Genomic DNA, 26,440 nt, shown 5'->3' on the forward strand with positions numbered 1-26,440 from the left:
AAAGACAATGGCATCCATCGGTCCCAACGAACTCTTCTTCCTGCTGCAAGGCCTGAAATGGACGCTTGCGCTGACCATCATCGGCTTTATCGGCGGCGGCGTCTTCGGCCTTTGCGTGGCGCTTGCCCGCGTCGCGGACAGCCCGGCAATCCAGCGCGCCAGCACCGGTTACATCGCCGTCTTTCAGGGCACGCCGCTCCTGATGCAGCTTTTCGTGGTCTATTACGGCGTGGCGCTTGCGGGCCTCAATGTCGATGCCTGGATTGCGGTCGCCATCGCTTTTACGCTGCATGCCAGCGCCTTCCTCGGCGAAATCTGGCGCGGCGGCATCCAGGCGGTGCCGAAAGGCCAGACGGAAGCCGCCAATGCGCTCGGCCTGCATTACATCTCGCGCATGAAGGACGTGGTTCTGCCGCAGGCCTTCAAGATTTCGCTGCCGGCCACCATCGGTTTCCTCGTGCAGCTCATCAAGGGTACCTCGCTTGCGGCCATTGTCGGCTTCGTCGAGCTGTCGCGCGCCGGCCAGATCGTCTCCAACCAGACGTTCCGCCCGCTCACCGTCTTCGCCCTCGTCGGCGTCATCTATTTCCTGATCTGCTGGCCGCTTTCCCTGTGGGGCGCCGGCGTTGAAAAGCGGCTGCAGACCGCAACCCGCTAAGTCCATGAAGACATCATCAGCTTTGTAAGGAGGAGCAAAAGATGAAAACCACCAGCATGAAATTCTCTCGTCGCGCCCTGCTCGCGCTTGCCGCGGCAACGGTTGCCCTGCCCTTCGTCGCACCGGTCGATGCTTTCGCCGGCACGGTGGAAGAGGCCAAGGCCAAGGGCAAGGTCGTCATCGGCATTCAGGGCGACAACTCGCCGTGGGGCTTCGTCAATTCCAGCGGTGTGCAGGATGGCCTCGATGCCGATATCGGCAAGGCCTTTGCCGATTATCTCGGCGTCAAGGTTGAGTTCGTACCGCTCGCCGTGGCCAACCGCATTCCGGCGCTTCTGACCGGCAAGGTCGACCTCTTGTTCGCAACCATGGGCATGACGGCCGAACGCGCCAAGACCATTCAATATTCCAAGCCCTATGCCGGCAACGTGCTTTCCGTCTACGGCCCCAAGGACAAGAAGATCGGCGGTTATGACGATCTGACCGGCATCGCCGTCGGCGTGCCGAAGTCGAGCGCCATGGATACCTCGATCACGGCAGGCGCCGGCTCGAAGGCCAATATCCTGCGCTTCGACGATGACGCCGCCAATATTCAGGCGCTGATCTCAGGCCAGGTCGAGGTTGTCGGTGGCAACCAGTTCTACGGCGACCGCCTGAACAAGGCTGCCGAAGGCAAATACGAGCCGAAATTCGACCTGACGACGCTTTACAACGGCGCCGGCACCCGCCCCGGCGAAAAGGACTGGAACGAAACCGTCAACGCCTTCCTCGACAAGATCAAGTCCGACGGCCAGCTCGCAAAGATCTACGACAAGTGGATGAAGCGCGAAGTCCCGGCCTTCCCGGACAGCCTGCCCGACATCCCGTTCACCGTGAAGTAACGGCGGGTTCCGTCTGGATTTGGGAGGAGGAAACAATGAGAATCTTGAAAACCCTGACGGGTTGGCGAGCAACCCTTGCGGCGGGACTGGCGGCAGCTTTGCTGCCGGTTCTGACGCCGGTGGCGGCAGATGCGAGAACGCTTGACGAGGCAAAAGCCAGCGGCAAGGTCGTGATCGGTATCCAGGGCGACAATGCGCCCTGGGGTTTCATCAATTCCACCGGCGTTCAGGAGGGTTACGACGCCGATCTCGCAAGGGGATTTGCGGATTATCTGGGGCTGAAGGTGGAATTCGTGCCGCTTGCCGTCGCCAACCGCATCCCGTCGCTTCGCACCGGCAAGGTCGACGCCCTGTTCGCATCGATGGGAATGACGCCGGAGCGGGCGAAGAACGTGCAATATGCGCAGCCCTACGCGCATAATGTCATGTCGGTCTATGCCACCAAGGACAAGAAGATCGCCGGTTTCGACGATCTGACCGGAATGACCGTCGGCGCGCCGAAATCCAGCCCGATGGATACGGCCTTGACGGCAGGGGCTGGCACCAAGGCGAATATCCTTCGCTTCGATGACGACGCCGCCACCATTCAGGCCATCCTGTCGGGCCAGATCGAGGCGATCGGCGGTAACCAGTTCTATGGCGACCGTCTCGCGGCTGCCGGCGGCAAGGATTACGAGGTGAAGTTCGACCTCGTGACCCTTTACAACAGCGCCGCCACACGCCCCGGCGAAAAGGACTGGAACGAAGCGCTGAACGCCTATCTGGACAAGATCAAGGCCAATGGCGACCTCGAAAAAGTCTACGCCAAATGGATGAAGCGCCCGGTACCGCAGTTCCCGGCCTCGCTTCCCGACATTCCCTACACCGTCAACTAACACTGCTGCCAAAGCATGAAGGAAAGTTCCATGCCGCAATCCGCCGCTCAGGCTCCGCTGATCGCCCTTGAAGGGGTGGGAAAGTGGTATGGAGCCTTCCACGCGCTTAAAAACGTCAACATGACGGTTCGCAAGGGCGAAAAAATCGTTCTTTGCGGGCCGTCCGGTTCGGGCAAATCCACGCTGATCCGCTGTATCAACCATCTGGAGGAAATCCAGGAGGGCAAGATCACGGTCGAGGGAACGACGCTGTCGGATTCCAGCCGCGCCATCGATGCGGTTCGCCGCGAAGTGGGCATGGTGTTCCAGAGCTTCAATCTCTTCCCGCACAAGACCATCATGGAAAACTGCACGCTCGCGCCCATGCGGGTGAAGGGCCTGTCGAAAGCCGATGCGGAGGCGACGGCGCGCAAATATCTGGAGCGCGTGCGCATTCTCAACCAGGCAGACAAGTACCCGGCCCAGCTTTCCGGCGGCCAGCAGCAGCGCGCGGCCATCGCCCGGGCGCTGTGCATGGAGCCGAAGGCCATGCTGTTCGATGAGCCGACCTCGGCGCTCGACCCGGAAATGGTGAAGGAAGTGCTCGACACCATGATCGGCCTTGCCCGCGACGGCATGACGATGATCTGCGTGACCCATGAAATGGGCTTTGCACGGCAAGTGGCCGACCGGGTGATCTTCATGTCGGAAGGCGAGATCATCGAGGAAGGCCCGCCGGAGGAATTCTTCCGCGATCCCAAGCACCAGCGCACGCGCACGTTCCTCGGCGAAATTCTCGCCCACCACTGAGGTTCGCGCGCTCTTAAGACGGGCGGGGATAATCCCGCCTCTCCCACACCGTCCGATGAGCGACACGTGATCATGACAGAGAAAAAATCCTTCAAGGTCGGCCTGATTGGCGCCGATATACAGCTTTCCAAATCGCCCGCGCTGCACATGCGCGAAGGGGCGGCTCATGGCCTCGATTATTCCTACGAGCTGGTGGATGTCACCGCCCGCAAGCTGCCGCCGAGCGCCCTTCCCGACCTGCTGGACGAGCTGGAAGCGCGCGGTTTTTCCGGCACCAACATCACCCATCCCTTCAAGCAGGCCGTTATTCCGCATCTGCACGAACTGTCGGACGATGCCCGCATGCTGGGCGCCGTCAATACGGTCGTCTTCCGGGACGGACGCCGCATCGGCCACAATACCGACTGGTACGGCTTTTACGAAAGCTTCGTGCGCGGCCTGCCGGATGCGCGGCGTGACCGGGCGCTTCTGGTCGGCGCGGGTGGCGCTGGCGTTGCGGTGGCCCATGCCGCATTGAAGCTCGATATTGCCCGTCTCGACATTTTCGACCGGGACTTCCCAAGGGCGGAGCAATTGGCCCTGGAACTCAATGCCCGCTTCGGCGAGGGCCGCGCGCTTGCCGTCAAAGACCCCGCCGCCTCCCTGCCCTTTGCCGATGGCCTGATCCACGCCACGCCGATGGGCATGCCGGCCCATCCCGGCATGCCGGTTCCGGCCGATCTCATCGAACGGCGGCACTGGGTGGCCGATATCGTCTATATGCCGCTTGTCACCGAGCTATTGGCGACGGCGGCGAAAAAGGGCTGTCGCACGCTGCCCGGCGGCGGCATGACGGTGTTTCAGGCCGTCGGCGCATTCCGCCTCTTCTGCGGCCGCGAGCCGGATGCCGGGCGCATGACGGCGCATTTCACCGAGCTTTGCATGGCGGAGGGCGTCGCATGAGCCTTTTCACTGTTCTGAACGGCCCCAACCTCAACCTGCTCGGCCAGCGCCAGCCGGAAATCTATGGTTATGAAACGCTCGCCGATATCGAGGCCAATTGCCGTGGGATCGCCGAAACCGCGGGCCACGATCTGTTTTTTGCCCAGAGCAACCGGGAATATGAGCTGATCGACTGGGTACACGAAGCCCGCGGCAAGTCGGCGGGCATTGTCATCAATCCCGGCGCCTTTACCCACACCTCGGTCGCGATCCTCGATGCGCTCAATGCCTTCGAGGGGCCGGTGATCGAGGTGCATATTTCCAACATCCACAAACGCGAGGTTTTCCGGCACCATTCCTATATCTCGACCCGCGCCGAAGGCGTGATCGCCGGCCTCGGCGTCGATGGCTATGAGGTGGCGCTCCGCCACCTCATCAATCGCCTTTCCCGATCCTCGTAATATGCTCGGGCATCAATACATAGCGCAGCAACATCTCCGCCACATGCGCAGACAGCGCTTCCTGGCCGGCCTCGCTAAAAAGCGTGTCGCCAAAATTGAACGAAAATGTCTCCGTGTTCGAGACGTTATAAAAAGACAAAGCACTGATCTGCCAATGCAGTTCAAGAGCATCCAGTCCGGGCCGAAACACGCCGGCGTCCTGCCCGCGCTTCAATATTCGGCGCATGATTTCAATGGCCGGTCGGTTGACGTTGCGGATCGCTTCGGAAACCCTGATATGCCTGCCGTGGTGAATGTTTTCCGTCATCACCATCCGCACGAAAGCGGGGTTGCGGCGGTGGTGCTCGAAGGTAAACCGACAGAGCTTCTCAAGTGCGGCGACCGGCTCGAGATCATCCAGCTCAAGACTGCCTTCGCCGCCGCGCACCTGCGCATAGGCTTCCTCCAGCACGCGTTTGTAAAGGCCTTCCTTGTCGCCGAAATAATAATAGATCATGCGCTTGGACGTGCGCGTGCGCGCCGCAATCTCATCGATGCGGGCGCCAGACAGGCCATTCTGCGAAAATTCCTCCATCGCGACCGAAAGAATATCCCGGCGCACCCCTTCCGGATCGCGCTTCGCCTGCCGGGTATCGCGGGTGCCTTTGGAGGTGGTGCTTTTGCTCATGCTTCATTCCCTGGACGGGGCTGGCCTCTGGCTGCGTCCCCTTTATTAACCAATCAGTACATAAGGCTGAAAAGGAAGGCAATATGGCGAGCTATGACACAATAAGACACGGCATGCCAATGCGCACATCCATTGCAACCGTATCGATCAGCGGCGAATTCCCCGAAAAGCTGGCGGCCATCGCCAAAGCGGGCTTTTCGGGCGTTGAGATTTTCGAAAACGATTTCCTGACCTACGACGCCTCCCCGCGCGAGGTGAAAGCGCTGGCCGCCGATCACGGGCTGGATATCACCCTTTTCCAGCCGTTCCGCGATTTCGAGGGCATGCCGGAGCCGCACCGGAGCCGCGCTTTTGAAAGAGCCGAGCGCAAATTCGACATCATGGGCGAACTCGGCACCGACCTGATGCTGATCTGCTCGAATGTCTCACCGGTCTCGCTCGGCGGCATCGACCGCGCCGCCGCCGATTTCCATCAGCTCGGGGAGCTTGCGGCAAAACATGGCGTGCGCGTCGGTTACGAGGCGCTGGCCTGGGGTCGCCATATCAGCGATCACCGCGACGCCTGGGAGGTGGTGCGCCGCGCCGATCACGCCAATGTCGGCATCATCCTCGATAGTTTCCACACGCTGTCGCGCAAGATCGACCCGAATTCGATCCGCTCCATTCCCGGCGACAAGATATTCATCGTGCAGCTTGCCGATGCGCCGCTGATCGACATGGACCTGCTCTACTGGAGCCGCCACTTCCGCAACATGCCGGGCGAAGGCGATCTGCCGGTGGTGGATTTCATGCGCGCCGTGGCCGCAACCGGCTATAGCGGCCCACTATCGCTCGAAATCTTCAACGACCAGTTCCGTGGCGGCTCGGCCCGGCTGCTGGCCGAGGACGGCCACCGCTCGCTCATCAACCTGATGGATCAGGTGCGCCGTCTCGAACCCGATATCCGCATCGATGTGCCCACCATGCCGGAACGGGTGGAGACGGAAGGCGTGGAATTCGTCGAATTCACCACAGCACCGGAAGAAAAACCCAATCTGGAAGCCCTTCTCACCACGCTCGGCTTTGAAAACACCGCCCGGCACCGCAATCGCGATGTCGATCTTTATACGCAGGGCGATATTCGCATCGTCATCAATACAAGCGATGGCGGCGACAGTTTCGCGGGAGCGTCCTATTCCATCCACGGCACCAATGCCTATGCCTTCGGGCTGAAGGTGGATAATGCCGGGGCGGCCCTTGCCCGAGCGGAAGCGCTCGGCGCGCCAACATTCGCCGAGCCGCGCAAGTCAGGCGAAGTCGCCGTTCCCGCCATTCAGGGCGTGGGCAACGGCGTCATCTATTTCCTCGACGGTTCACCAGAGCTTTCCTCCATCTGGGACAATGAATTCGTGCCCACGGAAGGCCGAACGCCGAAAGGCGATGCCGGCCTCAGGCGGATCGATCATCTTGCGCAAACAACGCATTACGATGAAATGCTGACCTGGCTTTTATTCTACACCTCTCTGTTTGCGACGCGGCGCACGCCGATGGTCGATGTGGTCGATCCGGGTGGGCTGGTGCGCAGCCAGGCGATTGAAAGCGTGCCCTCGCCGCATTTCCGCCTGACCATGAACGGTGCGGACAATCGCAAGACTTTCGCCGGCAAATTTCTGGCCGAGGGCTTCGGCACCAGCATTCAGCACATCGCGTTTGCCACCGACGATATCTTCGCCACAGCAAAAGCCCTGCAGGCGCGCGGTTTCCACGCCCTGCCGATCTCGCGCAATTATTACGACGATCTGGAAGCCCGTTTCGGGCTGGAGCCGGAGTTTTCGGACGCGCTCAGGGCCGCGAGCATTCTTTATGACCGCGACGACAATGGCGAATATTTCCAGATCTACAGCCGCACCTTCGGCGAGGGTTTCTTCTTCGAAATCATCGAAAGGCGCGGAGCCTATGGCGGTTATGGCGCGATGAACGCCCCCTTCCGCATCGCCGCACAAAGACGGCTTGCGCCGCCGGTCGGCATGCCGAAGGAATAACTCCCGGCGCCGAAATCCAATCAGGCCGCAGCCGGCGGGAATGCCGCTGCGGCCTGTTCTCATTCACGCCAATGTCGTTATCTCATAGTCGCGTGGAATGGCAGAGGTCGCCGTGAACCACTCGGACGCCCGTGTCCGCTGCTGATGGAAATCGAAGGCGGCACGGTCGGCGAAAAGCTCCTCCACCTGCCAGATCAGGGGATCGTCTGTCTCGGACACATCGAAGGAAAGACAGCCGGGTTCCGCTCTGGTCAGACGCAGATGTTCGGGAAGGTGGCGCCGCACCAGTTCGACATCATCCTTGGACAAGCACCGTAAAAAGCCCCTCAGCCTGACTGCACCTGCCTTGTTGTTCACGCCCGGCATTCCCATTCCTCATCGTTCTTCTCAAAGGTTTTTAGCGACAATAATCGTTGAATACACGCATCATTGCGAAACATTCTTCAGCAATCCGCGCTCAAAATCGGTGCAGCTGCGCATTTGTAGAGCAGTACACAAAAATTGTTCAACACTCTGGACATGATTGTTCGGTTTTGTTAGCTTTTTCGCAAAACAAGGGTGGGGAATTAGAGTTACATGCGCATCGTCGAATCTGCGGCCGACGCAAATCATCCGGCCGGTACCGATGAGGTTGCCTGCGGCGCTTCGGTGACATCGAATGTGCTGTGTCCACGGGCGACGGCCAATGCGCATTTTGCCGATAAAGCGGCCTGAAGACATGCAGTTCTTCGCGACATTCCCGTCCTTGCCCATGGCGTCGCCCAGCACGCGCCTGCCCGAGACATTTTCCCCTTCCTCATTTTCACATGGCCGCGCCAGCTTTGCCGCGCAGGCCACGCCGGAGACGCTGACATGACTGCCGCACCCGCAAACGCCCTCCTCTCGGTCGAAGGCCTGAGCGTCGAGTTCGGCAATAGCCGCGTCGTGGACGATATCTCCTTCAGCGTCGAGCCCGGCCGCACGGTCGCGGTCGTCGGCGAATCCGGATCGGGAAAATCGGTCACCTCGCTTTCCACCATGCGCCTTGCGGACATGATGGGCGCCACCTACCCCACCGGCAAAATCCTGTTTGAAGGCAAGGACTTGCTGAAGGCGTCTCAGAAAGAGATGCGCGCGATCCGCGGCAAGGAGATCGCCATGATCTTCCAGGAGCCGATGACCTCGCTCAACCCCGTCTTCACCATCGGCGACCAGATCTGCGAAGTGCTCGTGCTGCATGAAAAGATGGGCAAGCAGGCGGCGATGGCGGAAGCACAGAAGCTGCTTGAAATGGTGCGCCTGCCCGATGCGGCCGAACTTCTGAAACGGTATCCGCACCAGCTTTCCGGCGGCATGCGCCAGCGCGTGATGATCGCCATGGCGCTCGCCTGCCGGCCGAAGCTTTTGATCGCCGACGAGCCGACGACGGCGCTTGACGTCACCATTCAGGCGCAAATCCTCAACATAATGCGCGACCTGCAGAAGAAGCTCGGCATGGGCATGGTCTTCATCACCCATGATATGGGTGTGGTGGCGGAAATGGCCGATGACGTCGTCGTCATGTGGAAGGGCAAGAAGGTGGAGGAAGGTCCGGTCAAGGATATCTTCGCCAATCCGCAACACCCTTACACGCGCGCCCTGCTTTCCGCCGTTCCGCGCCTCGGCAGCATGGAAGGCGAAGAGTTTCCCAAGCGCCTGCCGCTTACCGTGCTGCAGGACGGCCAGCCGGTCGTGATCGGCGAGGAGCGCGTGCAAAACACGGCGAAATATGACGCCAAGCCGCTTCTTTCGGTCAAGGACCTGTTCGTGCGTTTCGATATCCGCAAGAACCTGTTCGGCAAGGCGACGCACCGTTGCAGCGCCGTGCAGAAGGTGAGTTTCGATATTCATGCCGGCGAAACGCTGGCGCTGGTGGGCGAATCCGGTTCCGGCAAATCCACTATCGGCCGCACCATCCAGCAGCTGCAGACGGCCATCTCGGGCGAAATTGCCTTCAATGGTCGCAGCTATTCTCAGATGTCGGCGGCGGAGCGCTTCCGCATGCGTCAGGAAGTGCAATATATCTTCCAGGACCCCTTCGCCTCGCTCGATCCGCGCAAGACGGTCGGTTTTTCGATTGCCGAGCCGATCAACACCCACGGTTTGATCAACGATCAGAAGGCCGTAAAGCGGCGCGTGGATGAATTGCTGGAGCGTGTGGGCCTCAGCTCCGAACATGCCGCGCGGTATCCGCACGAGTTCTCCGGCGGCCAGCGCCAGCGCGTCTGCATTGCCCGTGCGCTGGCTTCCGATCCGAAGCTCATCATCGCGGACGAGGCGCTGTCGGCGCTCGACGTCTCCATTCAGGCGCAGATCATCAATCTGTTCATGGATTTGCAGGCCGAGCGCGGGCTCGCTTATCTGTTCATCAGCCATGACATGGCTGTCGTGGAAAAGATGAGCCACCGTGTCGCCGTGCTTTATCTCGGCCAGATCATGGAAATGGGCAGCCGCCGGCAGGTCTTCGAAACGCCGACGCATGATTATACCCGCCGCCTGCTTTCGGCTGTGCCGGTCGCCGATCCGACCATCGAGCGCCGCATCGCCATGATCGAGGGCGAAATCCCCAATCCCGTGCGCCGTGTCGGCGATGAGCCAGCCATTCTCGCCCATGAGGAAATCAATCCGGGCCACTTCATCGCGAAGAGCGCCTGAATAACAACCAGACCCACAACCATCTGAAGAGGAACAGGTAGATGACAATGATCAAGAAGGGGATGACGACAACGTTCGTCGCACTTGCCATGGCCGCCACGGCCCTTACCGCCGCACCGGCTCTTGCCGCCGGCAAGATGACCATTTCCAGCCCGCAGGACCCGGGCAGCTGGGATCCGATCGACACTTTCCTCGTGCAATGGGCTGCCGTCGCCACCAACATGTTCGATGGCCTGACCTATCGCGGCCCGGACCTGAAGGTTGTGCCCGGCCTTGCCGAATCCTGGGAAGAGCTGGATGAGGGCAAGCGCATCCGCTTCAAGCTGCGCCAGAACGTCAAGTTCCACAATGGCGAGCCCTTCAACGCCGCCGCCGTCAAGTTTACCTTCGAGCGCCTTCTCGGCGAACAGGGTGCCAAGGGCCCGCAGCGCTCAAACTATGTCGCCATCGAAAGCGTCGATGTCATCGACGATTACACCGTCGACATGAAGCTGAAGGCGCCGGATCCGGTGCTGCTGACCAAGCTTGCCGGTTATGGCGGCATGATCGTTCCGCCGAAGTACATTCAGGAAAAGGGCGAGGACAATTTCAACCTCAACCCCGTCGGCACCGGCGCGTTCAAATTCGTTTCCTACGCGCCGAAGACCAATATCAAGCTGGAAGCCAACCCGGATTACTGGGGCGGTGCGCCAAAGCTTTCCGAGCTTGAATATCGCTTCATCGCCGAGCCGGCGACCGCCGTTGCCGAATTGCAGGCCGGCCGCGTCGATCTCGTCATTCCGCCCACCATCCCGATTGGTATGATCCCGGTTATCCAAGGCGATTCCAAGCTTGAGATCGTCAGCGTGCCCGGCCCGACGGTCGATGCGCTGCGTTTCAACACCCGTGACGGCATCACCGCCGATCCGAAGGTGCGCAAGGCGATCATCATGGCCGTCGACCGCGGCACCATCGTCAAGTCGATCCTTGCCGGCCAGGCATCGGAAATCGCGAGCTTCCAGAGCGCGCTGTCCTTCGGTTACGATCCGGAGCTGAAGCCGCTGCCTTACGATCCGGAAGGTGCCAAGAAGCTGCTCGCGGAAGCGGGTGTCAAGCCGGGTGCGGCGTTGCAGATCGATATCCGCGGCAATGACGCGACGATGAACGAGGTGGCGCAGGTCATTTCCAGCTACCTCTCCATGGTCGGTATCACCGCCACCATCAAGCCCTATGAAACCAACGTGCTCTTGAACGACATCATCCCGCAGGGCAAGACCGGCGCGATGTTCCAGCAGAAATGGGGCGGCTGGACCTTCGATTACGACAACACGGCCTATTCCATGTATCACTCGGGTGAAAAGTGGAACCCTTACGACAAGGACGAGAAGCTGGACAAGCTGCTGGAATCCCAGCGTCCGCTGACCGACCGTGCCGAGCGCGAAAAAATCCTCAAGGAAATCGGCAGCTATACCGCCGACCGCGCGCTGGAAATCCCGCTTTACAACACCAATGCCATTTACGGCATCAACAAGCGGGTCAAGGGTTTCGTCGCACCGCCGGATAACCGTCTGAAGCTGACCGACGTCACCGTCGAATAATCAGGCTGTTTTCTGATCAACACACCTTGCCCGCCGCAACGCGGGCAAGGCCGGGTCTCTCTTCAAGGTAAAAAACGTGGCCGGTTTCCTCATCAAGCGATTGCTGCAGGCGATTTTTGTCGTCATCGCCATCACCCTTCTCGTTTCCTTCGCGATCCGCCTCACCGGCGATCCGGCTGTCACCATGTTCCAGGGCGGCGGCAGCATGACGGAAGACGATCTGGCGCGCATCCGCGCGGCACTCGGCACCGACCGGCCGTTCTTCGTGCAATATTTCAGCTTCCTGAAGGGCCTCGTGACGCTCGATTTCGGCCGCAGCTTCACCGGCAGCACGCCGGTTTCGCGCCTCATCGCCGATGCCCTGCCCGCCACGCTTTTGCTCGCCTTCATTTCCATGGCGGTGTCGATTGCGCTTTCCATCCCGCTCGGCATCAAGGCGGCGACCTCGCGCGGCAAGGCGGCCGATCAGGTGATCCGCATCTTCTCGCTTGTCGGCCTGTCCTTCCCGAATTTCTGGCTGGCCACCATGCTGGTGCTCTTATTCTCCATCACGCTCGGCTGGCTGCCGCCAAGCGGCATGGGTGGTTTTGCCAGCTACATCATGCCCGCCGTCACCATGGGCGTCATCCTCACCGCCACCAATGTCCGCCTTGTCCGAACGGCCATGCTCGATACGCTGCGCTCGCAATATGTTATGGTGGCGCGCGCCAAGGGTCTCAGCGAAAACAAGGTTCTCTACAAACACGCGCTGCGCAACTGCGCCATTCCGCTTATCACCTATTTCGGCCTGCAATTCGGCGGGCTGCTCGGCGGCATCGTCGTCATCGAACGTGTCTTCAACTGGCCGGGCCTCGGCACGCTGGCCTTCGATGCGGTCGGCGCGCGTGATTATCCCGTGCTTCAGGCCGTCATCACCGTGCTGTCGCTGATGATCGTCGGCATCAACCTTCTGGTCGATATCGCCTATGGGCTTGTCGATCCGCGCATCCGCACGGAGTAAGTGACGATGGCTGCCAAAACCTCGCGTCTCGCGCGCTTCACCAATCTCGAATTCGTCCTCGGTGCTTTCCTCACGACAGTCATCTGCCTTGCCGTCGTCTTTTCCGACGTGCTGTTTCCGGGCGGCGCAGACAAGATCGACCTGATGGCGCGCCTTGCCAAACCCTTTGCCAATGCCGCCCATCCGCTCGGCACCGATCCGCTGGGGCGTGACGTGCTCGCCCGTGTCGTCGCCGGCGGCAAGATTTCGCTGCTGGTCGGTTTCACCTCGGTCATCGGCGCGGTCATCTTCGGCGTCGCAGTCGGCCTGGTCGCCGGTTATTATCGCGGCTTCTGGGATATGCTGGTCATGCGCTTTGCCGATATCCAGCTCGCCATGCCCTTCATTCTGCTTGCCATCACCTTCATCGCCATTGTCGGCGGCAGCCTCACCAACACCATCATCCTCCTCATCGTCTCGCAATGGGTGCAATATGCCCGCCTCGTGCGCGGCTCAGTGCTGACGCTGCGGGAGCGGGAATTCATCCTTTCCGCCCGCGCCATCGGCGTGAAGGACTGGCGCATCATTCTCCAGCACCTGCTGCCGAACCTCATCGGCCCGGTCATCGTGCTGATGACGCTCAATGTCGCCAACAACATCCTGCTGGAAAGCAGCCTCACCTTCCTCGGCCTCGGCGTCGATCCGACCATTCCGAGCTGGGGCGGCATGCTGGCGGATGGACGGACCTATCTGCAGACGGCATGGTGGGTCAGCGTCTTCCCGGGTCTTGCTATCCTTCTGACGGTGCTTGGTCTCAACCTTCTCGGCGACTGGCTGCGCGACAGCCTCGACCCCACCGGCAGAACCTCAAGGTAATCCAGATGAGCCAGATTTTCGACCAGACTTTCGAACGCACGCTGGATGCGCTTCTCGCCAATGCCGAGCCCGGCCAGTCCTTCGAGGCATGGAGCTTCGATGACGCCAAAAGCCGCCGCGAAGCCGAAAACCGGCTGAAGAAAAAAGGCGTCAGCGCCCGCATCCGCAGCGCCTACAAGCCGCTTCTCTTCACCTTTCTGGAAGAGATCAATCTGGATGGCGTCGACACCATAGAGGTGCGTTATCCGGTGCACGCCAACGCACCCGCCAATCGTTTCCGGCTGGAAGCCTATCCGCTGGCGGCGCTGGTGGGCGATGCGACGATCGACTTCGTCGCCCGAAAAGACGACGCCTTCCATTATGATGTTACCCTGAGCCGCAACGGCAAGAAGGAAACCCTGAAGATTCTGGCGCCAAACCGGGTGCACACCGATATCGTCGGCGAAACCAATGTTTCGCCCACGGGCTGGTTCCGGCTTGCCGGCGACGCTTTGGGCGAGCGGCTGGAGACGGATTACGAACGGCTTTTCGAAGCCGCGATCCATGCCGTCGCCAATAACGGCTGGGGCGATGAAGAGCCCTATTTCGAGGAACTGAACATCCGCGTCGCGCATCCGGCCGAAGATCTGCCGCTCTCCCTCGGCGATGAGGTCGTCAGCCTGCGCGAAGCCCTGCATGAGGATTTCTATTTCTCGCTTTTGGAGTTCTTCCAGAAGAAATCCGGCCGGCCGCTGGGCGACCGGGGCCTGAAGCCCGGCCAGATCGTGCCGGAAATCGTGAAAAGCGAAGGTGAAGTCTCCGTCCGCATCGAGGCCCGCACGCTCACCACAGCCTTTCTCGATGGCCGTGAACAGCAGATCGATACGGCCAGCGAACCGGTTGCGGCAGGCCAGCTCGCGAAACTGCTTGAAGAGATCGGCGGCGAAGCCTTCGAGGCCCGCTCCCGTTCCGGCCGCATTCTTGCCGCCCGTTATGTCACCGGCAGCGATGCCGCGGTGATGATCAGCGGCGGCCAGCACCCCAACGAGACCACAGGCATCGTCGGCGCCATCCGCGCTGCCCGCAAACTCGCAGAACGCAAGGGCGCACATTTCACCATTTCGCCGCTGGAAAATCCGGATGGTTACGCCCTGCATCAACGGCTGAGAGCCGACAATCCGCGCCACATGCATCACGCGGCGCGTTACACGGCGCTCGGCGACGATCTCGAATATCGCACGCGGGAGAATTCGGGTGTCCATCTCAACGAGAAGGCAATCCGTTTCAGGGCGCAGGAAATGAGCGGCGCGAGCCTGCATGTGAACCTGCACGGTTATCCATCCCACGAGTGGACCCGGCCGCTTTCCGGCTATGTCCCGCGCAATTTCGCCATGTGGACGCTGCCGAAGGGTTTCTTCCTCATCATCCGCCACCATGCGGACTGGGAAAGGCAGGCCGAAGCCCTGCTCGACCGGGTGACCCGCCATCTCGGCGCCATTCCCGGCCTGCTCGATTACAACAACCGACAGATCGCTCTTTATGAAATCCACGCCGGCGAAACCGGTTTCCGCATCATCAACGGCTTCCCGTGCCTGTCCTCCGTCGACGACCGCCACACCGTGCCGATGACGCTGATCACCGAATATCCGGACGAGACGATCTACGGCAACGACTTCATCACCGGCCACACCGCACAGATGGAAACGGTTCTCTCCGCCTATGATGCCTGGCAGGAGATTCTCGTCGGGGAAGTGGCCTGATATTGCAGGCCGCCCTCGATGGGCGGCCTATTTTCCCGCCGTGCCGGCGAGTTTTTGGTCCCGCTGCTTCTGCAACAGCCTCTTGCCCTTGCTCAGAATATGCAGATTAGCGGCATCAAGCTTGTTGTACCCGGCCTGGATAATATCAAGATCGGCAACGTGACCGATTGCTGCCAGTTCATGCATCACGTCGCCAATAGCGACATCGACACTCGGCTTTTGCAGGTTGATCACATCCTCCACCACAGCGTGCATGCCTTGCGCGTCTCCGCCCATGACGTGATACAGCGCCAGCGCCTTGCGAAGAAATGCTTCACGGCGCTCGATCTTATTGTTGAGTATACTTTCGCCAACGCGATCTCGCATCAACTCAACAACTCTATTTTGATATTCGCCCATCAGACACCAAATAAAGTTCACAATATGCTTCGCGAGGCTACAAACAATCCCCTTAGAACTGGTTAAGGCACGAGGCTTGCGCGGGTATGACCGTCATTTTCGAAACATGTCACAAAAGCTGGTTTTCATGACGAAGCATTTCGATACCACGTGCCGCGAAAACACCGTTCGTGATGGCTGCGGCGGCGCTATATAGTGAGAATCACGGGATGATCACTATTGCGCGATCTCGCATGAGACAAACCCTGCGGGACGGGTATTGATAACCGTCAGGTTATTTATCACCCCCCTTATTTCATTTTACTTTGGCCACCGCACTCATCAATCTGGCAGCCTGGATCGGTGGATGGGAGCCACGGATCAATTGGGAGGAATTCATGAAATTACGGATCACCGCCGCCATCGCGGCCATCTGCTTCAGTACTGTCGCTTATGCCGAGACCATCAAGGTGGGCGTGGTCGGTCCGTTCTCCGGCCCCTTCGCGCTGCAGGGCAAGAACTTCAAGGCCGGCATCGATGCCTGGTTCGCCCTTCACGGCAACAAGGTCGGCGACGATACGGTCGAAGTCGTCTATCGCGATGTGCCGCAGGCCGATCCGGCGCAGTCCAAGGCGCTGGCGCAGGAGCTGGTGGTGAAGGAAGGCGTGCAATATCTCGCCGGCTTCTATTTCACCCCCGACGCCATGGCCGTCACGCCTTTGCTGAAGCAGGGCAATGTACCGATGGTCATCATGAATGCCGCCACATCGGCCATCGTGACGAAAAGCCCCTATGTGGTGCGCACCTCGTTCACCACCTGGCAAACCTCCACCCCCATCGCCAAGGTGGCCTTTGATGGCGGCGTGAAAAAGGTCATCTCGCTGGTCAGCGATTATGGTCCGGGCGTCGATGCCGAAAATGCCTTCAAGGCGGCCTTCACCGCCGCCGGCGGCGAGGTTGTCGAAAGCATCCGCATGCCGCTTTCCACCAATGATTTCAGCCCGATCATGCAGCGCGTGAAGGATTCCGGCGCGCAAGGCGTCTTCGCCTTCCTGCCGTCAGGCCCGACCACGCTCGGTTTCGTCAAGGCCTTCAACGATAACGGCCTGAAATCCGCAGGCGTCAAGCTCTTCGCGCCGGGCGATCTGACGCAGGAATCCGACCTGCCGGCGCTCGGCGAAGCCGCACTCGGCATGCAGACGACCTTCCACTACGCCGTCTCGCATGATTCGCCTGAGAACAAGACCTTCGTGGAAGCCGCCGCCAAGGCGATCGGCAATCCGAAGGAACTCTCCTTCCCTTCCGTCGGCGCCTTTGACGGCATGTATGTCATCAGCAAGATGATCGAGGCCACCGGCGGCAAACAGGATGCGGAAAAGGCGGTGGACGCGGTGAAGGGTCTTTCCTGGACAAGCCCGCGCGGCCCTGTCAGCATCGATCCGGAAAGCCGCCACATCACGCAGAACATCTATCTGCGCGAAGTGGCCAAGGGCGATGACGGCAATTATTACAACAAGGAAGTCCAGACCTTCGAAAAACAGGGCGATCCGGGCCTCGCCGCCGCGAAGTAACGGCAGCTTTTAAAAGACGTTGTCGGGCCGCCAATAGCGGCCCGTCTCCGGCCCGGATGGGCATTGCAGCACCGGGAGGAATTTTTCAGCATGCAGACGGTCTTCAGCATCCTTGTCGATGCGCTTGCCTATGGCATGGTCCTGTTCATCATCTCCATCGGCCTTTCGGTGACGATGGGGCTGATGCGGGTGGTCAATCTGGCGCATGGCGCCTTCGCCATGATCGGCGGTTACCTCGCCTCCTATGCCGCCCATGGCCTCGGCCTCGGTTATGCCGTGGCGATCCTCGTCGCCATCGTCGGCACCATTGTCATCGCCATACCGCTTGAGCGTTTTCTCTATCGCCGCATCTATGGCGCGCCGGAGCTGACGCAGGTGCTGATGACCATCGGCATCACCTTCTGCATCATCGGCATCGCCAATTTCGTCTTCGGCCCGACGCTGAAGACCATTCCGCTGCCGCAGCAGCTGGCCGGCCCCACCGATCTCGGCTTCCGCACCATCGCCACGCATCGAATCTTCGCCATTGCCTGCGGTCTGGCTGTTGCCGGCGCGCTGTGGTTCACCTTCGAAAAGACCGCCTTCGGCATCAAGCTGCGCGCTGCTGTCGATAATGCCGCCATGGCGGCCGCACTCGGCGTTCGCACCGAGGTCATCTATGCCGTCAGCTTCGCCATCGCCGTCGGCCTTGCCGCCATGGGCGGCGTCATCGGCGCGGAACTGCTGCCGGTCGAACCCTATTATGCGCTGCGTTATATGGTCACCTTCCTCGTGGTGGTCTCGGTCGGCGGCGCGGGCTCCATTCCCGGCGCGCTGATCGCCTGCCTGCTGCTCGGCGCCATCGATACGACCGGGCGGTATCTCGCGCCCGAATATGGCGAATTCTTCTTTTACCTGGCGGTCATCGTGATCATCACGCTGTTCCCGCGCGGCCTTCTCGGAAGGGCGAAATGAGATGGCGGTGCTCATGAACGACGTGACTGAAACGGCAGAAATCCCGAAGGCGCGCTCGCCGCTGCGCACGCTTGCGGGACCGCTCCTCATCATTATCGCCGCGATTGCCGGTTATTACCTGTTTCCGGATAATCTGGCGCTTCTGACCCGCATCATCGCCATTGCGCTTCTCGTGCTGTCGATCGATCTCGTCACCGGCTATTGCGGCGTCGCCACGCTTGGCCATGCCGCGCTCTTCGGCGCGGGCGCCTATGCCGCCGGCATCGCCGCCGCCCATTTCGAAATCACCGATCCGCTGCTGATGACCGTGATCGGCGCAGGCGCGGGCGGCGTGGCCGGACTTGTCTCCGGCACGGTTCTCTTGCGCGCGCACGGCCTGCCGCAGCTCGTTCTCTCCATCGCCGTCATTCACCTGTTCCATGAGGCGGCCAACAAGGCATCGGGCTGGACGGGCGGCAGCGACGGTCTTGCCGGCGTTTCCCCGGACGCCCTGTTCGGCACCTTCGAATTCGATCTTTTCGGCCGCACCGCCTATATTTACGGCGTCTGTCTGCTGCTTGTCGTCTTCCTCGCCCTCAGGGTCGTGGTCAACTCGCCCTTCGGCATGTTGTGCCGCGGCGTCAAACAGGACAGCATCCGCATTCAGGCCATGGGTGGTGCTGTCAACGGCACGATTTTAAAGATGTTCGTCATATCGGGCATCGTCGCCGGCATTGGCGGTGCGCTCAACGCCATTTCCACCCAGGTCGTCGGCCTCGACAGCCTCAGCTTCACGCTTTCGGCCGAAGCGCTGGTCATGCTGGTGCTCGGCGGCGCGGGTTCGCTTTACGGCGCGCTGATCGGCACTGTCACCTTCATGTGGTTCGAAGATGTCGTTTCCGCCGCCAATCCGTTCCACTGGCTCACCATTGTCGGCCTGCTGCTGATTGCCGTCGTGCTGTTTGCGCCGCGCGGGCTTTATGGCGCGGGTGAGCAGATCATTGCGCGTATTCGGGGAGGTCGCAAATGAGCGCCATTTTCGAAGTCTCCGGCCTCAAGAAAAATTTCGGCGGCCTCGTCGTCACCAACAATGTCTCGCTGTCGCTTTCGCCAGGAGACCGCACGGTGCTGATCGGGCCCAATGGCGCCGGCAAGACCACCTTCGTCAATCTCGTCACCGGCAATATCAAGCCCTCGGTCGGCACGGTGCGCATCGCCGGCGAAGACGTGACCGGCCTCAGCGCCAGCCAGCGGGTGAAGCGCGGCCTCGTCCGCTCCTTCCAGGTCACAAGGCTGTTTCAGGACATGACGCCGGAGGAACATGTGGCGCTCGCCATTCTCCAGCGCGAAGGCAAGACGGGCCGGATTTTCGGCCGTTACCGCGCCATGCCTGCGGTGATGAGCGAAGCCCGCGACATTCTCGGCACGCTCGGTCTTCTCGCACTTGCCGAAACAAAGGTGCGCGAAATCGCCTATGGCCAGCAGCGGCTGATCGAGATCGCGCTCGCCATGGCGCTTCGCCCGAAAATCCTGCTGCTCGACGAACCGGCCGCCGGCGTGCCTTCCACGGAAACCGCGCGCATCGAACAGGCGCTCGACCGGCTGCCGGCCGATCTCGCGATCCTGATGATCGAGCACGACATGGATCTGGTCTTCCGTTTCGCCAAACGTGTGGTGGTGCTCGCCGCAGGCGCGGTCATCTTCGACGGTTCGCCGGAAGACGTTACCAGCAATGCGGAAGTCCGCCAAGCCTATCTGGGAAGTTACGCCGATGCCCGCAGCGCCGCTTGAAATCGTCAACCTCACCGCCGGTTATGGCCCCACCCGCGTCATCGAGGGCCTGTCGCTTTCCGTGCCGTCGGGCTCGCGTTTCGCGGTTCTCGGCCGCAACGGCGTCGGCAAGACCAGCCTCTTCGCCACGCTGGCCGGCCAGACGAAACGCTTCGCCGGCGATATCCGCATCGGCGGGCAGGACATCGCCGCTTTGCCAAGCGCTGCCCGCGCCAAAGCCGGCCTCGGCTATGTGCCGCAGACGCGGGATGTGTTTCCCACCCTCACCGTCGAGGAGAACCTGTTCGTCGGCCTCAAGACCCGGCCGAAATCGGCCATCGAGGAAGCCTACACGCTGTTTCCGCGCCTGAAGGAGCGCCGCCGAAATCTCGGCTCGCAACTCTCCGGCGGCGAACAGCAGATGCTCTCCACCGCCCGCACGATTCTCGGCCAGCCGCGCGTGCTGCTTCTCGACGAACCGCTGGAAGGCCTCGCCCCCGTCATCTGCGAGGAGCTGATGGCGGCCTTCTCCAAACTGGCGCAATCGGGTGAAATGACCATTCTCCTCGTCGAACAACGCATTCAGATGGCCATCGACTTCGCCGACCACGCCATCATCATGGAACGCGGCCGCATTGTCTGGGAGGGGCCATCCAGCGACCTTGCGGAAAACCCGGATATTATCGATACGCATCTTGGGGTTGGCGGGCTGCACTGAGCCAACGCATCGCCGTTGCGCGTTCATATATACAATCTCCGTCATACCGGCCTTGAGCCGGTATCCAGCCACCCCAAGTCCTTGGGGTGAAAAGACTCTTCGCGCCGCGCAGACGCGCGCCGGCTGGATTCCGGCTCAAGGCCGGAATGACGGAGGGTGACCGATCACACAAAGCCCCCGCCGTCTCATTTGCCCTTCCTCAAAAAACCCAATGGAATAAAAATTCCACTGCAGTTAAAGTGCACACGATTTCAGTCTGCACAAAGGAACGACAATGACGGCAATCGAGGCGCCAGAATCCGTAAAGGCTTTTGAGGAGCGGCTGCTCCAGGTCGCGGAGGGTTTGCCGAAACGATTGCGGCAATGTGCCGATTATGTCGCTTCCAATCAGGATCGCATCGCCGTTTCCACCGTCGCCGAAATGGCGGAAGGGGCTGGCGTGCAGCCCTCGGCCTTCATGCGCTTTTGCCAGATCATGGGCTTTTCCGGCTTTTCGGAAATGCAGCGGCTGTTCCGCGATTCCTATGTCGGCGGCTGGCCGGATTACGCCACACGGCTCGACCATCTGCGGGAGAAGGGCGATGAAAGCGCATCCGGCCTGCTCGCCGAATTCGTGGAGGCCGGCCGTTCTTCGCTGGAAATGCTGCTGAAATCGGTCGATACCCGCCAGCTTGACGAGGCGGTTTCGGCGCTGGCGAAGGCGCGCACCGTGCATATCATCGGTCTGCGGCGCTCTTTTCCGATTGCCAGCTATCTCGCTTACGCCTTCGAGAAGATGAAGGTGCCGGCGGTTCTGCACAGTGCGGTCGGCGGGCTCGGCAATATCAGCGCCATTTCCCGTGACGATGCGCTGATAGCGATCACCTTTTCTCCCTATTCCGCCGAAACGCTGGAGCTGGCGGAAAACGCCCGCGCCAACGGTATTCCGGTCGTCGCCCTTTCCGATTCCGCCGTCAATCCGCTGCGCAAATCCGGCGCGACGCTGCTGACCGTCACCGAGATCGATTTCGGCGCGTTCCGCTCGCTTTCCGCCACGCTCTGTCTGGCCATTACGCTGGCCGTGGCTGTGGGAACGCGCAAAACAGCCTGAATATTTTTATTGAAAACGGAAAAAATAGAATTTATGATCCAAATCCATGAAACGGGCATTCCATAATCGTCCGTCTCGTGACGAACGAAAATGAGCGGAGGAGGCTCATCGGAGCGGGATGGCGAAAGATGCGGGCGATCGTCGCCTGAATGCCGCTCCAGACATGTGAGGCAGACCGTACCGAGGTGCGGTGCTAAGGAGGAACCTTTTGAAAAAACTTGATCTCATCACGATTGGGCGCTCGTCTGTCGACCTGTATGGTTCACAGGTCGGCGGCCGTCTGGAGGACATGGCCTCCTTTGCCAAATATATCGGCGGCTCTCCCACCAACATCGCAGCCGGCGCCGCACGCCTCGGGCTCAACAGCGCCGTCATCACCCGCGTTGGCGATGAGCATATGGGCCGCTTCATCCGCGAACAGCTGGTACGCGAAGGCGTTGACGTGCGCGGCGTAAAAACCGATCCGGAGCGACTGACCGCGCTGGTACTGCTCGGCATTCGTGACCAGAACCAGTTCCCGCTGATTTTCTATCGCGAAAACTGCGCCGACATGGCGCTCAGCGAAGACGACATCGATCCGGCCTTCATTGCCGAAGCCGGCTGCGTCTGCGCCACCGGCACGCATCTGTCGCATCCGAAGACGGAAGCAGCGGTGCTGAAGGCGCTGAAACTCGCCCGCGAAAATGGCGCGAAGACCGCGCTCGATATCGATTACCGGCCCAATCTCTGGGGTGTGGCAGGCCATGGCGATGGCGAGAGCCGTTTCGTCGAATCGCAGAAGGTCACCGCCAAGCTGCAATCCACCCTGCATCTCTTCGACCTGATCGTCGGCACGGAAGAGGAATTCCACATTGCCGGCGGCTCCACCGATACGCTGACCGCGCTGAACGCCGTACGCAAGGTTTCGAATGCGACGCTGGTGTGCAAGCGCGGCCCGATGGGTGCTTCGGTTTTCGCCGGTGAAATTCCTTCCAGCCTCGATGATGGCGAAACTGGCGAGGGTTTCCCGATTGAGGTCTTCAACGTTCTGGGTGCGGGCGATGGCTTCATGGCCGGGCTGTTTCGCGGCTGGCTGCGCGGCGAAGACTGGCCGACGACGCTGAAATACGCCAATGCCTGCGGCGCCTTCGCCGTCTCCCGCCATGGCTGCACGCCGGCCTATCCGAGCTGGGAAGAGTTGCAATATTTCTTCAAGGCCGGCATTCGCAACAAGGCGCTGCGCAAGGACGAGGCGCTGGAACAGGTGCACTGGTCGACCAACCGCAAGGGCGACTGGGACACGATGCGCGTCTTCGCCTTCGACCATCGCATGCAGCTGGAAGCCATCGCCGACGAGCTTGGCGTGAAGCACGAGCAGATCGGCGCTTTCAAGAAACTCTGCCTTCAGGCCGCGCAGCAGGTTGCCGGTGGTGAGGCGGGTTACGGCATTCTTTGCGACGGCCGCCTTGGCCGTGACGCCCTGTTTGCCGCCAGCGGTTCCGGTCTCTGGATCGGCCGCCCGGTGGAATGGCCGGGTTCGCGCCCGCTGACGCTGGAATCCGATCTCGGCAAGGATTTCGGCGGTCTTTCCGAATGGCCGCTTGAAAATGTCGTCAAGGTTCTGTGTTTTTATCATCCCGACGATACGGACGACATGCGCGCCGCGCAGGAAGAGACCGTCATGCGTCTGTTCCAGGCGACACGCCGCAACCGGCTGGAAATGTTGCTGGAGGTCATTCCCTCCAAGGTCGGCCCGACCGACGATTTCACCGCCGCCCGCATCATCGAACGCTTTTACGAAATCGGGGTCTATCCCGACTGGTGGAAGCTGGAGCCGATGAAGACCCGTGCTGCGTGGAAAAACGCCTGCGACGCCGTGCATCGCAACGATCCTTACGTGCGGGGCATCGTCGTTCTCGGTCTCGACGCACCGCAAAGCGAACTGGAAGAGAGCTTCCGCCTTGCCGCCGGTTTCGATCTGGTCAAAGGTTTCGCCGTTGGCCGCACGATTTTCGCGGATGCCGCCCGCAGCTGGCTCGGTGGCAAGATGACCGATGAGGAAGCGGTCAGGGATATGGCGCAGCGCTATACCAGCCTGTGCCGCATTTGGGATGAGGCGCGCGCCAAAAAGGGAGAGGCAGCGTGAAGACAATCAGATTGACGGCTGCGCAGGCCATGGTTCGTTACCTGGCAGCGCAGATGAATGAACATGGCGAAACCTATATCGCCGGCATGTGGGCCATTTTCGGCCATGGCAATGTCGCCGGCATCGGCGAAGCGCTTTATGGCATCCGCGACGAACTGCCGACCTATCGCGGCCAGAACGAGCAATCCATGGCCCATGCGGCCATCGCCTATGCCAAGCAGCTGCGCCGCCGCCGCGCCATGGCGGTCACCTCCTCCATCGGCCCGGGTGCTGCCAATATGGTAACGGCCGCCGCCCTTGCCCATGTCAATCGCCTGCCGGTGCTGTTGATCCCCGGCGACGTCTTCGCCAATCGCGGCCCCGATCCCGTGCTGCAGCAGCTCGAAGATTTCGGCGATGGCACGATGACGGTGAATGACTGCTTCCGCCCTGTCAGCCGTTACTTCGACCGCATCATGCGGCCGGAACAGTTGCTGACGGCACTTCCCCGCGCCATGCGCACCATGACGGACCCCGCCGATTGCGGCCCCGTTACGCTCGCCTTCTGCCAGGATGTGCAGGCGGAAGCCTATGATTACCCTATCAGCTTCTTCGAAAAGCGTGTCTGGCGTCAGCGCCGTCCCGAGCCGGATGTGGTGGAATTCGAAGAGACCGTCGCTGCGCTGAAGGCGGCGAAGAACCCGATTATCGTTGCCGGCGGCGGTGTGCATTTTGCCGGCGCAACCGAAACCCTGAAGCGCTTTGCCGAAACCCACTCCATTCCCGTCGTCGAAACGCAGGCCGGCAAATCGGCATTGGCGTGGGATCACGATCTCAATTTCGGTCCTGTCGGCGTCACCGGTGCGGAAAGCGCCAATATCATCAGCGAAAAGGCCGATCTGGTCTTCGGTGTCGGCACCCGTTTTCAGGATTTCACCACCGGCTCCTGGGCGCTGTTCAAGAACCCCAACCGCAAGATCCTGGCGCTGAACGTTCAGCCCTATGACAGCGCCAAGCACGATGCGATCAGCCTGACGGCGGATGCGAAGATCGGACTTGAGAAACTCTCCGCAGCACTCGGCAGCCACCGTTTTGCGGCGCCGGATGCCGGTCTCAAGGTTGCATGGTTCAAAAAGGCCGATGCCGATACGGCAGCGCCGGGCGAGGACAATGCCAACAGCCTGCCCACCGACATGCAGGTCATCGGCGCGGTGCAGCGCCAGTCGCGTGACAATACCGTCGTCATGTGCGCCGCAGGCACCATGCCGGGCGAGCTTCACCAGCTGTGGAAATCCAGGCTGCCGCTCTCCTATCACATGGAATACGGCTTCTCCTGCATGGGTTATGAAGTGGCCGGCGGCCTCGGCATCAAGATGGCGGAACCGGACCGCGACGTGATCGTCATGGTCGGCGACGGCTCCTACATGATGATGAATTCCGAGCTTGCGACATCGGTTGCCATGGGCGTGAAGATCACGCTCGTCATCACTGACAACAGGGGTTATGGCTGCATCAACCGCCTGCAGATGGAAACCGGCGGCGCGGAGTTCAACAATCTCTACGCCCACACCAACGTCAACCCGATCGCCATCGATTTCGTGGCCCATGCCGGCTCGATGGGGGCGGATGCGCGCAAGGTTTCCACTATAAGCGAGCTGGAAGAGGCGCTTGCCGCGGCCCGCGCCTCCAGCCGCACCACCGTCATCGTCATCGATACCGACCCCTATCCGACCCCGCAGGCCGGCGGTCACTGGTGGGATGTCGCGGTGCCTGAAGTTTCCGACCGCGCCGAAATCGGCCCGGCCCGCGTCCGTTATGAAAACCATGTCAAGGAAAGACAGTAAGATGATCCGTTACGGAACCAACCCGATTGCCTGGTCCAACGACGACGACCGCACGCTGGGCGCGCATATCAGCCTCGAACAATGCCTCGATGAAACCGCCAAGATCGGTTTCGACGGCATCGAGAAGGGCCACAAGTTCCCGACCGAGCCGGAAGGCCTGAAGGGCGTGCTTTCGCCGCGCGGCCTCTCCTTCGTCTCCGGCTGGCATTCGCTGAACCTTCTGACCGACGACATCGAATCCGAAAAGAAGGCCATGCAGCCGGCGCTTGACCTGCTGAAAGCCATGGGCTCGAAGGTCATCATCGTCTGCGAGACCTCCAATGCCATCCATGGCGATGACAATAAGGCGCTGGTCGACCGTCCGCGCCTTGCGGCCGAGGACTGGGCGAAATTCGGTGCGAGCGTCGAGGCGCTGGCCGCCTTTGCCGCAGAACAGGGTATCACCCTCGTTTATCACCACCACATGGGAACGGTGGTCGAGAGCGAAGAGGAAATCGATCTCCTGATGAAGCATACCGGCCCGAAGACGCATCTGCTGCTCGATACCGGCCATTGCCTGTTCGGCGGCGGCGATCCCGTGCGCGTTGCGCAGAAATACATGGGTCGTGTCGGCCATATCCATGCCAAGAACGTGCGCCCTGCCATTGCCGATCAGGTTCGGGGTGAGCGGCTCTCCTTCCTCGAAGGCGTGCGCCGCGGCGTGTTCACCGTTCCCGGCGACAGCGAAGGCGGCGTGAACTTCCCGCCGGTGCTGAAGGTGGCGGCCGAGCATGGTTACAGCGGCTGGCTGGTGATCGAGGCGGAACAGGACCCGGATGTCCGCAACCCCTTCGAATATCAGAGCCTCGGGCTGAAATCGCTGAAGGCTTTTGCGCGCGAAGCAGGGCTGGACAAGGCTCAGGCTGCTTGAACTGA

At 60.9% G+C, this 26,440-nt stretch carries 25 protein-coding genes; 21 read left to right on the forward strand and 4 right to left on the reverse strand.

The genetic code is table 11. The annotated features are described in order from the left end of the window. Positions 1–7 precede the first annotated feature (7 nt). The 6 genes from ACQZ5N_RS12100 (at position 8) to aroQ (ending at position 4,585) form a co-directional block, all read left to right on the forward strand. Entirely contained in the window at positions 8–658 is a 651-nt protein-coding gene (locus tag ACQZ5N_RS12100; protein ID WP_448733017.1) for an amino acid ABC transporter permease, read from the forward strand. Between the two features lie 41 nt (positions 659–699). Then, complete coding sequence (locus tag ACQZ5N_RS12105; protein WP_448733018.1) at positions 700–1,539, forward strand: transporter substrate-binding domain-containing protein; 840 nt, start codon at positions 700–702, stop codon at positions 1,537–1,539. Between the two features lie 35 nt (positions 1,540–1,574). Then, entirely contained in the window at positions 1,575–2,414 is an 840-nt protein-coding gene (locus ACQZ5N_RS12110; protein ID WP_059758439.1) for a transporter substrate-binding domain-containing protein, read from the forward strand. Between the two features lie 30 nt (positions 2,415–2,444). After that, on the forward strand, positions 2,445–3,203 hold the full coding sequence (locus ACQZ5N_RS12115; protein WP_003505500.1) for an amino acid ABC transporter ATP-binding protein: 759 nt from the start codon (positions 2,445–2,447) through the stop codon (positions 3,201–3,203). Positions 3,204–3,275: 72 nt separating this feature from the next. Continuing rightward, complete coding sequence (locus ACQZ5N_RS12120; RefSeq protein ID WP_448733019.1) at positions 3,276–4,145, forward strand: shikimate dehydrogenase; 870 nt, start codon at positions 3,276–3,278, stop codon at positions 4,143–4,145. Next, the gene (gene aroQ, locus ACQZ5N_RS12125; RefSeq protein WP_059758442.1) at positions 4,142–4,585 is read left to right on the forward strand and encodes a type II 3-dehydroquinate dehydratase; all 444 of its coding nucleotides are present in this window, start codon (positions 4,142–4,144) and stop codon (positions 4,583–4,585) included. Before ACQZ5N_RS12120 ends, aroQ begins: the two co-directional genes overlap by 4 nt. On the opposite strand, the gene ACQZ5N_RS12130 is transcribed toward aroQ, so the two are convergent. Beyond that, positions 4,560–5,252 (reverse strand): TetR/AcrR family transcriptional regulator, encoded by a 693-nt coding sequence (locus tag ACQZ5N_RS12130; protein ID WP_020810447.1) that lies wholly within the window; start codon positions 5,250–5,252, stop codon positions 4,560–4,562. The two genes, aroQ and ACQZ5N_RS12130, sit on opposite strands and share 26 nt — an antisense overlap. A gap of 119 nt (positions 5,253–5,371) precedes the next feature. Between ACQZ5N_RS12130 and ACQZ5N_RS12135 the strand changes: the two genes are divergently transcribed. Next, positions 5,372–7,273 (forward strand): bifunctional sugar phosphate isomerase/epimerase/4-hydroxyphenylpyruvate dioxygenase family protein, encoded by a 1,902-nt coding sequence (locus ACQZ5N_RS12135; protein ID WP_448733040.1) that lies wholly within the window; start codon positions 5,372–5,374, stop codon positions 7,271–7,273. Positions 7,274–7,336: 63 nt separating this feature from the next. Here the strand turns inward: ACQZ5N_RS12135 and ACQZ5N_RS12140 are convergent, their stop codons facing one another. Both ACQZ5N_RS12140 and ACQZ5N_RS12145 read right to left on the reverse strand, forming a co-directional pair. After that, positions 7,337–7,639: a putative quinol monooxygenase gene (locus ACQZ5N_RS12140; protein WP_448733020.1), complete on the reverse strand. Its 303-nt coding sequence runs from the start codon at positions 7,637–7,639 to the stop codon at positions 7,337–7,339. A 60-nt stretch (positions 7,640–7,699) separates the two neighbouring features. Then, positions 7,700–8,110, reverse strand: a complete 411-nt coding sequence (locus ACQZ5N_RS12145; protein WP_448733021.1) for a hypothetical protein — start codon at positions 8,108–8,110, stop codon at positions 7,700–7,702. 15 nt (positions 8,111–8,125) lie between these two features. Here ACQZ5N_RS12145 and ACQZ5N_RS12150 point away from each other — a divergent pair, with 15 nt between their 5' ends. From ACQZ5N_RS12150 to ACQZ5N_RS12170, 5 genes are all read left to right on the forward strand, one after another. Beyond that, positions 8,126–9,946: an ABC transporter ATP-binding protein gene (locus ACQZ5N_RS12150; RefSeq protein WP_448733022.1), complete on the forward strand. Its 1,821-nt coding sequence runs from the start codon at positions 8,126–8,128 to the stop codon at positions 9,944–9,946. A 41-nt stretch (positions 9,947–9,987) separates the two neighbouring features. Beyond that, positions 9,988–11,523, forward strand: coding sequence for an ABC transporter substrate-binding protein (locus ACQZ5N_RS12155; protein ID WP_448733023.1), 1,536 nt, complete (start codon positions 9,988–9,990; stop codon positions 11,521–11,523). A 76-nt stretch (positions 11,524–11,599) separates the two neighbouring features. After that, a complete protein-coding gene (locus ACQZ5N_RS12160; RefSeq protein ID WP_035263266.1) occupies positions 11,600–12,523 on the forward strand; it encodes an ABC transporter permease in 924 nt (307 codons plus the stop codon). A 6-nt stretch (positions 12,524–12,529) separates the two neighbouring features. Next, entirely contained in the window at positions 12,530–13,378 is an 849-nt protein-coding gene (locus ACQZ5N_RS12165; RefSeq protein ID WP_020811984.1) for an ABC transporter permease, read from the forward strand. Positions 13,379–13,383: 5 nt separating this feature from the next. Next, on the forward strand, positions 13,384–15,117 hold the full coding sequence (locus tag ACQZ5N_RS12170; protein WP_448733024.1) for a M14 family metallopeptidase: 1,734 nt from the start codon (positions 13,384–13,386) through the stop codon (positions 15,115–15,117). A 27-nt stretch (positions 15,118–15,144) separates the two neighbouring features. Here ACQZ5N_RS12170 and ACQZ5N_RS12175 read toward each other — a convergent pair whose 3' ends face one another. Further along, positions 15,145–15,516, reverse strand: coding sequence for a hypothetical protein (locus tag ACQZ5N_RS12175; protein ID WP_448733041.1), 372 nt, complete (start codon positions 15,514–15,516; stop codon positions 15,145–15,147). Between the two features lie 377 nt (positions 15,517–15,893). Here ACQZ5N_RS12175 and ACQZ5N_RS12180 point away from each other — a divergent pair, with 377 nt between their 5' ends. The 9 genes from ACQZ5N_RS12180 (at position 15,894) to iolE (ending at position 26,435) form a co-directional block, all read left to right on the forward strand. After that, the gene (locus ACQZ5N_RS12180) at positions 15,894–17,066 is read left to right on the forward strand and encodes an ABC transporter substrate-binding protein (RefSeq protein WP_448733025.1); all 1,173 of its coding nucleotides are present in this window, start codon (positions 15,894–15,896) and stop codon (positions 17,064–17,066) included. A gap of 90 nt (positions 17,067–17,156) precedes the next feature. Then, positions 17,157–18,020 (forward strand): branched-chain amino acid ABC transporter permease, encoded by an 864-nt coding sequence (locus ACQZ5N_RS12185; protein ID WP_003519826.1) that lies wholly within the window; start codon positions 17,157–17,159, stop codon positions 18,018–18,020. Position 18,021: 1 nt separating this feature from the next. Continuing rightward, positions 18,022–19,029: a branched-chain amino acid ABC transporter permease gene (locus tag ACQZ5N_RS12190; protein WP_065655353.1), complete on the forward strand. Its 1,008-nt coding sequence runs from the start codon at positions 18,022–18,024 to the stop codon at positions 19,027–19,029. Continuing rightward, positions 19,026–19,790, forward strand: coding sequence for an ABC transporter ATP-binding protein (locus tag ACQZ5N_RS12195; RefSeq protein WP_448733026.1), 765 nt, complete (start codon positions 19,026–19,028; stop codon positions 19,788–19,790). Before ACQZ5N_RS12190 ends, ACQZ5N_RS12195 begins: the two co-directional genes overlap by 4 nt. Then, positions 19,771–20,487: an ABC transporter ATP-binding protein gene (locus ACQZ5N_RS12200; RefSeq protein WP_020809642.1), complete on the forward strand. Its 717-nt coding sequence runs from the start codon at positions 19,771–19,773 to the stop codon at positions 20,485–20,487. Before ACQZ5N_RS12195 ends, ACQZ5N_RS12200 begins: the two co-directional genes overlap by 20 nt. 274 nt (positions 20,488–20,761) lie before the next feature. After that, positions 20,762–21,577 carry a MurR/RpiR family transcriptional regulator gene (locus ACQZ5N_RS12205; RefSeq protein WP_003519830.1) on the forward strand — a complete coding sequence of 272 codons (816 nt, stop codon included), beginning with the start codon at positions 20,762–20,764 and terminating at the stop codon, positions 21,575–21,577. Positions 21,578–21,785: 208 nt separating this feature from the next. After that, positions 21,786–23,702, forward strand: coding sequence for a bifunctional 5-dehydro-2-deoxygluconokinase/5-dehydro-2-deoxyphosphogluconate aldolase (locus ACQZ5N_RS12210; RefSeq protein WP_448733027.1), 1,917 nt, complete (start codon positions 21,786–21,788; stop codon positions 23,700–23,702). Then, positions 23,699–25,525, forward strand: coding sequence for a 3D-(3,5/4)-trihydroxycyclohexane-1,2-dione acylhydrolase (decyclizing) (iolD, locus tag ACQZ5N_RS12215; RefSeq protein WP_448733028.1), 1,827 nt, complete (start codon positions 23,699–23,701; stop codon positions 25,523–25,525). The genes ACQZ5N_RS12210 and iolD overlap by 4 nt, the downstream gene beginning before the upstream one ends. A gap of 1 nt (position 25,526) precedes the next feature. Further along, positions 25,527–26,435 (forward strand): myo-inosose-2 dehydratase, encoded by a 909-nt coding sequence (iolE, locus tag ACQZ5N_RS12220; RefSeq protein WP_448733029.1) that lies wholly within the window; start codon positions 25,527–25,529, stop codon positions 26,433–26,435. Positions 26,436–26,440: the final 5 nt, after the last annotated feature.

It is taken from the genome of Agrobacterium sp. 22-221-1 (genome assembly GCF_053522445.1).